The 11,586-nt window shown below is 39.4% G+C and carries 10 protein-coding genes and 1 pseudogene; 5 read left to right on the top strand and 6 right to left on the bottom strand.

What is annotated here, in order from left to right; translation table 11 throughout:
- Positions 1 to 453: 453 nt before the first annotated feature.
- Complete coding sequence (locus CRI9333_RS06645) at positions 454 to 1,797, top strand: NAD(P)/FAD-dependent oxidoreductase (RefSeq protein WP_015202396.1); 1,344 nt, start codon at positions 454 to 456, stop codon at positions 1,795 to 1,797.
- Between the two features lie 156 nt (positions 1,798 to 1,953).
- On the opposite strand, the gene CRI9333_RS06640 is transcribed toward CRI9333_RS06645, so the two are convergent.
- From CRI9333_RS06640 to CRI9333_RS06635, 3 genes and pseudogenes are all read right to left on the bottom strand, one after another.
- Positions 1,954 to 2,382: a hypothetical protein gene (locus CRI9333_RS06640; RefSeq protein WP_015202395.1), complete on the bottom strand. Its 429-nt coding sequence runs from the start codon at positions 2,380 to 2,382 to the stop codon at positions 1,954 to 1,956.
- Between the two features lie 60 nt (positions 2,383 to 2,442).
- Positions 2,443 to 2,661: pseudogene (locus tag CRI9333_RS28310) on the bottom strand (FAD-binding domain-containing protein); the annotation flags it as partial.
- A 197-nt stretch (positions 2,662 to 2,858) separates the two neighbouring features.
- The gene (locus CRI9333_RS06635; protein ID WP_015202394.1) at positions 2,859 to 3,881 is read right to left on the bottom strand and encodes a metal ABC transporter solute-binding protein, Zn/Mn family; all 1,023 of its coding nucleotides are present in this window, start codon (positions 3,879 to 3,881) and stop codon (positions 2,859 to 2,861) included.
- A 122-nt stretch (positions 3,882 to 4,003) separates the two neighbouring features.
- Between CRI9333_RS06635 and CRI9333_RS06630 the strand changes: the two genes are divergently transcribed.
- On the top strand, positions 4,004 to 4,750 hold the full coding sequence (locus CRI9333_RS06630) for a metal ABC transporter ATP-binding protein (RefSeq protein ID WP_015202393.1): 747 nt from the start codon (positions 4,004 to 4,006) through the stop codon (positions 4,748 to 4,750).
- Between the two features lie 168 nt (positions 4,751 to 4,918).
- Entirely contained in the window at positions 4,919 to 5,797 is an 879-nt protein-coding gene (locus CRI9333_RS06625; RefSeq protein WP_015202392.1) for a metal ABC transporter permease, read from the top strand.
- Between the two features lie 257 nt (positions 5,798 to 6,054).
- On the opposite strand, the gene CRI9333_RS24790 is transcribed toward CRI9333_RS06625, so the two are convergent.
- Positions 6,055 to 7,158: a hypothetical protein gene (locus CRI9333_RS24790; RefSeq protein WP_015202391.1), complete on the bottom strand. Its 1,104-nt coding sequence runs from the start codon at positions 7,156 to 7,158 to the stop codon at positions 6,055 to 6,057.
- A gap of 217 nt (positions 7,159 to 7,375) precedes the next feature.
- Here CRI9333_RS24790 and CRI9333_RS06615 point away from each other — a divergent pair, with 217 nt between their 5' ends.
- The gene (locus tag CRI9333_RS06615; protein ID WP_015202390.1) at positions 7,376 to 9,346 is read left to right on the top strand and encodes a DNA polymerase III subunit gamma/tau; all 1,971 of its coding nucleotides are present in this window, start codon (positions 7,376 to 7,378) and stop codon (positions 9,344 to 9,346) included.
- A gap of 18 nt (positions 9,347 to 9,364) precedes the next feature.
- Here CRI9333_RS06615 and CRI9333_RS06610 read toward each other — a convergent pair whose 3' ends face one another.
- Complete coding sequence (locus tag CRI9333_RS06610) at positions 9,365 to 10,774, bottom strand: glycosyltransferase (protein WP_015202389.1); 1,410 nt, start codon at positions 10,772 to 10,774, stop codon at positions 9,365 to 9,367.
- An 82-nt stretch (positions 10,775 to 10,856) separates the two neighbouring features.
- Positions 10,857 to 11,033 carry a hypothetical protein gene (locus tag CRI9333_RS26630; RefSeq protein ID WP_157462282.1) on the bottom strand — a complete coding sequence of 59 codons (177 nt, stop codon included), beginning with the start codon at positions 11,031 to 11,033 and terminating at the stop codon, positions 10,857 to 10,859.
- 144 nt (positions 11,034 to 11,177) lie between these two features.
- Between CRI9333_RS26630 and ebsA the strand changes: the two genes are divergently transcribed.
- Entirely contained in the window at positions 11,178 to 11,552 is a 375-nt protein-coding gene (ebsA, locus tag CRI9333_RS06605) for a type IV pilus biogenesis protein EbsA (RefSeq protein WP_015202388.1), read from the top strand.
- Positions 11,553 to 11,586 lie beyond the last annotated feature (34 nt).

Genomic DNA, 11,586 nt, shown 5'->3' with positions numbered 1-11,586 from the left:
TTTAATCAAAAAATATTTGTTTCAAGTTATCCTTGTTATATACTTTCCATAGTCAACATTAAGTTATATTTTCTATAAAAATTTTTAATGTTTTTGATGTAATTTTATTTTTTTTAATTACTTATATTGGATAATACAACAATAGCAATTCAACTCAGCAACTTGGTTTTAAATATTACTAACCATTTTAAAAAATTCCAGATGTAAGCTGTTTAAAATATTACTATTTTTAAATATTTAACATGGATTTTTGAATATTAGTAAGTAGGTCAACATAATTAAACCTCCAAATGCTATTTTTTCAGCCCATAACCCTGGATACACTCCTACTAAAGGAAGGGGCAGAGATGGGTTTCTAACTTTATATTTTTTAACAGAATTACTTTTGTAATTGATTTCCATAAAAATTAGTTTTCCAAAATTCAATTAGCCAAGCAATAGGAACCCAAGCAAATGCCTGAAGAATTAACAAATCAATCGGCTCATCATGTAGTAATTATCGGTGGTGGATTTGGGGGGCTTTATGCAGCCAAATCTCTTAAAAATGCGCCAGTAAAAGTAACACTGATTGATAAGCGCAATTTTCATCTTTTTCAACCACTGCTTTACCAAGTAGCTACTGGAACACTTTCGCCTGCTGATATTTCAGCACCATTGCGGGGAATACTAAGTAACAACAAAAATACCCAAGTAGCAATGGGAGAAGTTCTGGATATTGATCCCGAACAGCAGAAACTAATTTTGCAAAATGAAGAACTAAATTACGACACATTAATTGTTGCAACTGGAGTTAGCCATCACTATTTTGGAAATGAGCAATGGGCAGATGTTGCTCCTGGTTTAAAAACAGTGGAAGATGCTTTAGAAATGCGAAGGCGTATATTTATGGCGTTTGAGGCAGCAGAAAAAGAATCAAACCCAGAAAAACGTCGTGCTTGGCTAACCTTTGTGGTCGTGGGAGGTGGTCCCACAGGTGTAGAATTAGCAGGTGCATTAGCAGAAATTGCTTACAGCACTTTGAAAAATGATTTTCGTAATATTGATACTACTGAAGCGCAAATTCTGTTACTAGAAGGTATAGACAGAATTTTGCCACCTTATCCACCAGAGTTATCAGCAAAAACAGAGGCATCTTTGGTAGATTTAGGAGTTACTGTGCGGACTAAAACGCTGGTAACTAATATTGAAAATGATGTTGTTACAATTCGTCAGGGTGAACAAATAGAAGAAATTCCTGCTAAAACAATTCTTTGGGCGGCAGGAGTTAAAGCTTCGCGGATGGGACAAGTTTTAGCAAAAAGTACTGGGGCTGAACTTGATAGAACTGGTAGGGTAGTTGTACAACCTGACTTGAGCGTAGCAGGTCATCCGAATATTTTTGTAATTGGTGATTTAGCGAATTTGGCTGATAAAGATGGTAAGCCTTTGCCTGGTGTAGCACCAGTAGCAATTCAGGAAGGAAAATATGTTGCTAATTTGATCAAAAGTCGTCTTACAGCTAAAAGCTTGCCTGCTTTCTGTTATCAGGACTACGGAAGTTTAGCTGTAATTGGACGCAATGCAGCAGTAATAAATCTTCCTTTTTTGCGTTTAACAGGTTTTATCGCGTGGTTGATTTGGCTATTTGTACACATTTACTACTTAATTGAGTTTGACAATAAAGTTGTAGTGTTTATTCAGTGGGGTTGGAACTATTTAACTCGTAAACGGGGCGCACGTTTAATTACGGGCAAAACTTCACTCCCATTGGTAGCGGTTGAGGAAGCTAGTAATAGTCGTACACCTTTAGAAGTGTAATACTGGAGTCCCATCAAGCTGCAACAGACGTAGGGGCGGGTTGCCAAACAACTATTTTGTTGGGCAGATAACTTTTCAAAACCCGCCGCAAATGTTGCTCCGCCTACGCATTATTGTTGAGAGCGATCGCACCCTGCATACTTTTATAGTTAGTTGCTACCTGGATGTAGATGTAAATACATATTTCGCGGCAACCCGCCAATAGCGAGAAAAACGCTTTAGGTCTATATAGCCGTCATAATTAAGAAACGGCTTAACTGGTAGTATTTCTAATGGAAGCGATCGCTCAATTTCTCCACAAATAGCTTCAAAACGTGGACTAGGGCTTTCTGCTGTTACTACCCCATCAGCATCATGTTCTTTTGCAAAAGCAATTACTTCAGCAGCTACATCGCCGCGTCGAATTATTACTGGTAGTTCTAATAAACTTTCATAAATAAATACAAGCCGCTTAAGGCTAATTTTCCATTCTTCTAATAGTGCTTCATCCCAAACCCAAATAGCTAGTGCATTCGGGTGTGCTTTTAACGCTGGGTGATCAGAACTTAAACAGTCTCCATGCACCCAAATAATCGGTTTTTTCATTAAATTTAAGCAAATAAAAGTGTCTACGTTATTATTAAAATTCGCTTTTCTTCTCACTACTCACTTGCGTTTACGCTTTTGATCGCGATTCCAATTTTGGCTACCACGATTAAGATCAATTTGAGCTTTAGGAAACAGTTGCTTTTCTATTTCCTCATAACTGCCCTCAAAATCACACTTACCGTATAAAAGACATTGGCGACAATAAATTCCCTCAGTGTAGCGCTCTAAATTTTCACGGTTAAAAAAATAAGGTTTGTGGCTAAACGTACTTGCAACCTCAAAATTTTATGAATTTTTTAATACTTTCTTGAGAGTGAAACGTAAAAAACAATAAAAACACCACGTCCAAGTTTTTTCCATAAACGAAGAGAAACTTATACATTCTTAGATGCACGAGCAATAGCTCACACCAAAAAAGGCAAATCTCTCAGATTTTTTTTTCTAATCACGATTTTTTAACAGACCCTATTAAGTTACTTATTTAAAGTATTACCTAAAAAAGCAGAACATTTACCGCCTAGTCCTGTAGTGATCGTGCAAGTATTGCTGGTCAACATCCCAATATATGTATCTCCCTGACTACCTGGGGTTCCCAAACTATCTACAAACAATCCTTGCTCTGCAACTTTAACTTTTGCTTCTTTAGCGACAGTTCTAATTACTTTGTCATTACCTGTTGCTTCAGTAAAAATCGTCGGAACGCCAGTATTTTTTATTTCCGTTACCAGTTCTTTAACCCGTAATGCTGTCGGTTTTTCTTCAGTGCTAAGTCCCTGTAATGCGCCTTCAATAGTAAGACCATAGGCATTTGCATAATAATTTAGAGATTCATGGGTTGTTACTAATTTGCGCTGTTTAAGGGGAATTGTGTTAATTTGTGCTTTAGTCCAAGCATCTAATTGTTTAAGTTTGTCACTTAGCTGATGGGCATTAGCAGCATACACATTAAAATTGACAGGGGACAATTTGGTTAGTTGTTCTCGAATTACTTCCACCATCCGAATACCATTCTGGGCATTGTGCCAAATATGGGGGTTGGGAACAATTTCGTGTTTAGCTGATTTTTCCGACTCTTCGTGGTGATTGTCTTCTTCCATTAATGGTTTTGGAACTGCTACTTCATGGACAGCAACTTTTGTTGCAGCTTGATTACTGGCGTTAATAATCTTAATTAATTCCGGTTCAAAGTTATAGCCACCATACAATATTAGTTGTGCTTTCTCTATTGCTTTGCGGTCTTGCGGGGTAGGTTTATAAACGTGGACATCAACGCCTGGTTGAATTAAACAAGTTAAATTAATAGTATTTTGAGCAATTAATTTAGCTAAATCGCATAAAACGCTATGAGTTGCCACTACTGTAGGCAATTTATTAGTTGAGTTGGCATTGCTGTTACTAAGATTATTGCTCTGAGTGCCAGGATTACACCCAACCAGTAAGAGTGAAATTCCCACCGCCGCATAAAAGGGAAATTTTTTGTTGACATTGTGATTCATAATTCAAAATTTCGCCCAGCACAAAGGTAAATAGCTACGAACAGATGTCGTTAGCTCTGCAATTAATGCACAATAGCAACAGTACCATGCGATAATGATATTCATTCTAATAAAGATCAGTGATGCTGGAAGTCCAAAACCTAGCAGTTAATTACCGAGGAGTCTCAGCACTTCAGGGTGTGAGTTTTTCGATCGCACCAGGTCAACTTGTAGGTTTAATTGGTCCAAATGGTGCAGGAAAAAGTACTCTAGTCAAAGCGATGCTAGGATTAATACCTACTGTCAGTGGGTTTGTGAGATTTAATCAGCGCCCTTTAAAACAGCAACGGCAACAGGTAGCTTATATTCCGCAGCGAAGTCAGATCGACTGGGATTATCCTGTTACTGTCTGGAATGTAGTGTTGATGGGTCGCACCTTCGATAGAGGCTTGTTTTCTCGGATCAGCCGTCAATCTCAACAACTAGCTGAAAATGCCTTACAACGAGTTGGGATGTGGGAACTCCGTCATCGTCAAATTGGCGAACTTTCTGGTGGACAGCAGCAACGGGTGTTTATTGCGCGTGCGATCGCCCAACAAGCAGAGATATTTTTGTTTGATGAACCATTAATTGGTATTGATAAAAAAACAGAAGCTTTGATTTTTGAAGTATTTTCTGATCTTAAAGCCGAGAGAAAAACTTTATTGGTTAGTTCCCATCAATGGGGACAAGATTTAGCTAAATACGACAGTTTATTATTATTAAATCAACAATTAGTTGCTGTCGGATTACCCCAAGAAGTAATGACGATAGAAAATATTCAACGTGCCTATGGGCAAGGTATAAGTAATCCTGTTAAACAGTCTCTTGAAACTTTATATTTTTGTTGAATCTAATTTAATTAAATTTTACATTAATCAATTATGAATTAACAACTATGGACTATAAGCTGCTTGTCCAGCCCTTTGTCGTTATGGAAAATTTAAGAAGTATTTGTTCTTACCACTCCCAACAAAAATCGGTGGTAGCTAATTGTTAATTGTTAATTGTTAATTGATATGCTGGATTGGTTAATTGAACCGCTCAACTATGAATTTATCCGTAATGCCATGATGATGGGCATTTTGGTAGGTATTCTTTGCCCGATTGTTGGCAGTTACCTCATCGTTCAACGGATGGCGCTTTTGGGGGATGTAATTGCCCATGCTGTTTTACCTGGTTTAGCGATCGCCTTCTTTTTGGGCATTGATATTTTGATTGGAGCATTTATATCTGGCATTTTCAGCACATTTGTTATTGCTTGGATTAAATCTCAATCTCGCGTCAAAGTTGATGCAGCAATGGCATTAACTTTTTCTAGTTTTTTCTCCTTGGGTATTACCCTAATTACCTTACTCAAAAGCAAGCTAGATTTAGAAAATTTGCTTTTTGGCGATATTTTAGGGGTAACAATTACAGATGTTTTACGAACTGGGGCGATCGCACTAATTGTTTTAACCTTTGTAAAAATATTTTACAAACAATTATTATTTTATACCTTTGATCCTCTAGGCGCTGAGGCAATGGGATTACCTGTAAACTACCTTCATTTAGGGCTAATGGCAGCAATTACTCTTACTATTGTTGCTAGTATGCAATCAGTGGGCGTTGTGTTAGTAATATCGCTTTTGGTGGGACCAGGAATCACCGCTTATTTATTAGTTAAAGAACTGCACTTAATGATGATATTAGGTGCAATACTAGGGATGATTACAAGTATTAGTGGTGTATATAGTAGCTATTATTTAAATATTCCTTCTGGTCCAGCCATTGTATTATTTAGTTTTGGGCTATTTTTATTAGCAATTTTGTTTAGTCCATCACAAGGCATTTTAACTAGACCAACATCATCAAATTATTATACCCAAATTTTACGAAAGCTGAGAAATTTGATTTAACTACATAAATAAGCTAACACGCATTTAAATTGTATTGTACATTTTTAATAAAAAAGAAACGTTATCCAACCCTATAACCTTCTCTCCTTCTCCCCTAAAACGTAAAATGCGCGAAACACAACAGGCGATCGCCACAAAAGGCAAGGCGACTCGATCACCGATAACCAATGATCAAGCCTATATTGACTACCTATTAATGTAAATCGGTAGTAGCTGATAAAATTTAGCTGAATATTTTCCTAAGAAAGAGTAGTTAATCAATTTTGTGATTCATCTGCCTGAGCTTGTATATCCTTATCCAACTGTTGAATAAATGCTTCCAGAATAGCTTCTGGATTAGTGTTATTAATTTGCAATTGTTCAGACATTTCTTTTGCTAAAGCAGGGTTTTGTTCCAACATAAACAATAATTCATCTATAGAAAATTCTTGTGATTCTTCAGTTTGTTGAGAAAGTAAATCTGGATTATAGTCATTCCAAGGATCGATATTTGGATTAACATCTGTGGTCTTTTCTGCATCAACATAGATTACTTGTGGTGAATCTAGCTTTGCAGGTGGTTGTGATTCTTCAGTTTGTGGAGAAACTAAATCTGGGCTAGTGTCATTCCAAGGATCGACATTTGGATTAACATCTGTGATCTTTTCTGCATCAACGTAGATTACTTGTGGTGAATCTATCTGCACAGATGTTTGTTGTGATTGTGGAGTTTCTGATGAAACCAATTCTACGCTAGAGTCATTCCAAGGATCGAGGTTTGGATTAACCTCTGTGGTATTTTCTCCATCAACATAGATTACTGGTGGTGAATCTATCTTTGCAGGTGGTTGTTGTGATTCCTCAATTTCTGAATAAATCAAATCCGGGTTAGAGTCATTCCAATCATCAAAACTTTGCTCAAGGGTCATCTCTTCTGCATCAACGTAGACAACCTGTGGTGAATCTAAATCCCAGGTTTGGTCTGTGGGATTTTGTCGAGTGAGCAATTGCATTCCAATATCGTATGCCATGACTCCGATTTCCCCACAGCCAATTTCACCTAGCTGTACCATCCGTGCTGCTAGATCATTGTTTGGGACAGAACTTGTCAGTAATCTATCACCGAAGCGGCGTAGCCAAGCCAACCATTCTTCTTGGGTAGTGCGATATTCTAGGGCATCAAAAAATTTTAATATCCGTTGTTGCTGCCAGCCATGAGCCACCCCTTCAATAAGTTGCATCAACAAATATTCATAATCCGCATCCTCCAAGGGTGGAAGAGGTTGACTAGGTAGTAATAACGCTGTTGATTTTTGGGTGTTGCCGACACCAAACAAACCTTGAAACCCGTTTACTAAAGACTTCCAAATTCCTTGCAGCATTTTGCGCCCTTTAAGCTATTTATGACTTATCGTACCGGAGTAACGTGAGGATCAATTATGGGTATGAATTAAATCTGGTCATAACTAATTGGGAGGCAAGATTGGCTCAGTTGGTATAACTGATGGGTGATGATCGCAGTTAAGGAAAGCTTTTCAATGACCAATCACCAATCACCGATGACCTAAAATTAGGTAGTATCTGCTTCTCACTGCTGCTGTGAATTACGAACCTCTCCATCACAAGTACAGACCTCAAACTTTCGCGCAGTTGGTGGGACAAGAGGCGATCGCCACCACCTTGAGCAATGCTATTCGTCTACGTCGCATTGCTCCTGCTTACTTGTTTACAGGCGCTAGAGGCACTGGTAAAACTTCCAGCGCCCGCATTTTAGCAAAATCTCTCAATTGTCTATCTAGTGACGTTCCGACCTCCAGCCCTTGTGGTAAATGTGAGGTATGTCGTGCGATCGCATTTGGTTCAGCACTAGACATCATTGAAATTGATGCTGCAAGTAACACAGGCGTAGATAACATCCGAGAACTAATTGAACGCGCCCAATTTGCGCCCGTACAGTGTCGCCACAAAGTTTACATCATTGATGAAGTCCATATGCTCAGTACCGCAGCTTTTAATGCGTTGCTGAAGACATTAGAAGAACCGCCAGCCCACGTAGTCTTTGTACTAGCAACAACAGACCCACAAAGGGTATTACCAACTATTATTTCTCGCTGTCAAAGATTTGACTTTCGCCGCATCCCCTTAGATCCAATGGCGCAGCATTTAAGGAAAATTGCGGAAGCAGAAAATATCAACATTACAGATGAAGCAGTAACTTTAGTTGCCCAAATGGCTCAAGGCGGCTTGCGGGATGCAGAAAGTTTATTAGATCAGTTGAGTTTATTAGCTGGTCAAGTGACAGTAGAAAAAGTATGGGATTTAACTGGGGCAGTTCCAGAAAGAGATTTAATAGTATTAGTGCAAGCGATCGCAGCCAATAATGCTGAAACCGTACTTGATCGCGCTCGTAGCCTCATGGAAAGAGGTAGAGAACCCTTAGTAGTATTACAAAACTTAGCAGGTTTCTATCGAGATTTACTCATAGCTAAAACTGCACCCAGTCGTGGCGATTTAGTGGCATTAACAGCACAAACATGGCAACAGTTATCTCAAGAAGCTAAAAATTGGGACGCAAACCAAATTTTAGCAAGCCAAAAGCATCTCAAAGACAGCGAAGTTCAAATCAAAAATACTACCCAACCGCGATTATGGTTAGAAGTAACACTCTTGGGATTATTACCATCAGCAGTTACCTATCAAACACCTCATCAACCTATAGCAACTAGCCCCACACCCAAAATTGAGGAAATTCGCAGCCAGACACCCGCAAAATCTCCACCACCAGCACCACAGCAAACATCTCCCCCGATTACCCCAGTAAACAATCCTTCACCTACTCCAATAGCTTCAGAGCCAGTAAAAGAATTACCTACTCCAGAGCCAATTCCCTCAGAAGCAGCGAATGTTTCATCATCACAAGTAACCGAAGTTAATTCACACTCGCTGACTCTCGAACAACTTTGGCAACAGGTAATCGCCAATATACGACGACCTCTCACAAAACCGCTAGTGCGCGATCATTGTAGATTGTTAGTATTTGAGAGCAATTTTGCCCTTATAGGTGTTAGTTCCGAGAAATTGTTAAAAACAGCACAAAGCTCATCTCAATACATTGAAGCTGCTTTTCAAACTGTCTGCCAACATCCGGTTAAGCTGCAATTCCAACTAGCTGCTCATACACATTCAAAAACAACTACTGTTCAAGAACCACCCAGGGATTTACATAATGCAACTGAGCCAATAGCAAGAAATAATGATGCTACTCCAGCCAATAACCCATCGTCACAAGCGGCTAAGGCAATAGTAGAGCCACCTAAGACGAACTCAAAACCAGCTATTACTCCGCCGCCAGAAAAGCCTGCTCGTGAGTCCAAAACAGATGAGGTTACTAAAGCCGCTTATAGTTTAGCTAAATTTTTTGATGGGGAATTTGTGGAGATAGTGGAAGATTTAGAGGTTAACAAACCTGCCAGATATCAGCAATTACAAGCTGAAAATAATATAATTAATGCGGCTTTTCTAGATGAAGAATTAGAAGAGCCGCAGGAAAATGAGTATGAAGGCTTTTGATGTTTTGCAGCTACCTAATTAAGATTGCTCAGGAACATCTAACCAAACTTCATCTGTACCTTGATGCACAGTTTTAACCCATTTCAGCCGTTTAGGTCTGATAGAAATACGAGCAGTAGTACCAGCTATAATTAGCCACCAGTGCAGCATATAAAGGCTACCTCGTAAGGTTTGCAGTACGGGAACAAAAAAGCTAGATCTACCAGATTCGTGTTTTTGGATACGACGCAAACCCATTAACATTCCCCAAAACGAGAGGGTTAAACCCATAACACTTAATGGAGTTAGTAGCGGTAAATGATGACGTGCGATCGCCATAACTAAATCTGGTACAGCCGCCGCCGGAAGGATGTACTGGATTAACATAAACGACAATAAATCCAGCGTTTTTAACAACCCCATGCGATTACTAGCAATTAAACGCCAGTAATCTAAATAGCGTTGGTATCCTCCTTCTGCCCAACGATTGCGCTGATGCCAAAGTGCTAAAGCCGTTGTCACGCCTTCTTCTTGCACTGCTGGAACTTCCACAAACTCAATATCCCATTTATCAAGGTGTAAACGGATAGTTAAATCTAAATCATCTGTGATTGTCTCCTCATTCCAGCCACCACAGCTAGAAAGTGCTGCGCGTCGGACAAACTGACCGTTACCCCGCAGTTCCCCAATTCCGCTAATAGCAATACGCTGTTGCTGAAAATAAGTATCAAGACCCATCTCTGCCATTTGTCCACGAGTCCAGAAATTAACAGACGAATTGGCTATAGCTTTACGCACCTGCACCGCACCTACCTGTTTTTTTTCAAAACAAGGCAGTACCCGTCGCAAGAAATCTGGAGACACTTGAGCATCAGCATCAAACACTGCCAGAATTTCACCCAAAGTTTGGGGTAATACCTGATTAAGAGCGCCGGATTTACCGCCACTAGCACCAGCAGGACGGTGCATGATATGCAACTGCTCGTATTCTTTGGCTAACTTATCTAATAACTGTGGTGTTTTGTCGGTGCTGTGATCGTCAATTACCCAAAGTTCATAACGATTTGCTGGGTAATCTTGGTTACAAAGCATTCTCACTAAATTGCTAATCACAGCTTCTTCATTTTTCGCCGCCACTAGCAATGAAACATAAGGCAATTCTGCTGATGTTTCTGAAGGATAAGGAGTATGGATGGGGTGAGGACGAGCTAACAACACACGCACTGCCTGAATTCCCAGTAGGCAGGTTAGACCCAAAATCAACCAGGAACCCCAAGCAATTAAGTGCAGACCTATAGTAATGCTCCAAATCGCTGTTAGCAGTACAGCAGCTTTACGCCGCCGTCCTGCCACACCCTGGAAAAAGTCGCTTTCTAAATCGTCAGACAACAGAGAGTCGATAGGATCAAACTCGCCGTCATAATTTTTTTCTGCCCAGGAATCCGGCATAGGTTACTTGATTCAACCACCAAATATTTATTTATACCCCTTCGGTCATCTGGGGATCAGCTAACAACATACCGTACATCCGCTATTGTTGCACTTCCTTACATTTTTGGTTCACCAATATATGATGATTTCCCAGTTGATTAGCATCGTAGCGTGTCCAAATACTAACTGATATTTGCTCTCTACTTAAATAATCAGAAGACTGCGGCAGAACTTCCGATAAATAAATTAAATAACCGCACCAAACATTACATTGCAATGCTTTTATCCCCTACACCCCCACGCGGATGAACCCCCACATTGTTAATCAGATGGTTAAAATGCGTAAGTCCTGCCATCAGATGCGTCAGAATGATATTGCTGACAGTTGAAGTTTATTTACAGAAATTGAGGAAGTTCGATCATGTCTCTTGACCAACTCCAGCCAGCAGAGCAGGCATTAGTCGGAATATATGGGCCTTACTGCCAAGGAGCTAAACGCAATTTTTTACCACAAGCGATTAGCCTTTACCAAAAAGGTGCTCTAGAAGGTGTCCGAAAGATCGAAGGTGGAGATAGCATTCCCTTTATTGCCACTTGGTATGTTAGTAAGCTACCAGCAGAACTCACTCGTTGTCGGTTGCAGTTTGATGGCAATGCCGATCTCAGTTATGAGATAACTTTGGAAAATTCCAAATATATTAATTATTTGATTGATGTAATTACCACTTTTAGGACAAATAAATATATTGATTTTCCACAGGAATTTTACCGAAAATTACTTCGTGTAGACGAATAAAAAATTACTGATTGTTACTTATTTGACTACTAAA

Origin of the sequence: Crinalium epipsammum PCC 9333, assembly GCF_000317495.1 — a bacterium.
Taxonomy (GTDB): domain Bacteria; phylum Cyanobacteriota; class Cyanobacteriia; order Cyanobacteriales; family PCC-9333; genus Crinalium; species Crinalium epipsammum.
This window is presented reverse-complemented; position numbering and strand designations above follow the sequence as displayed.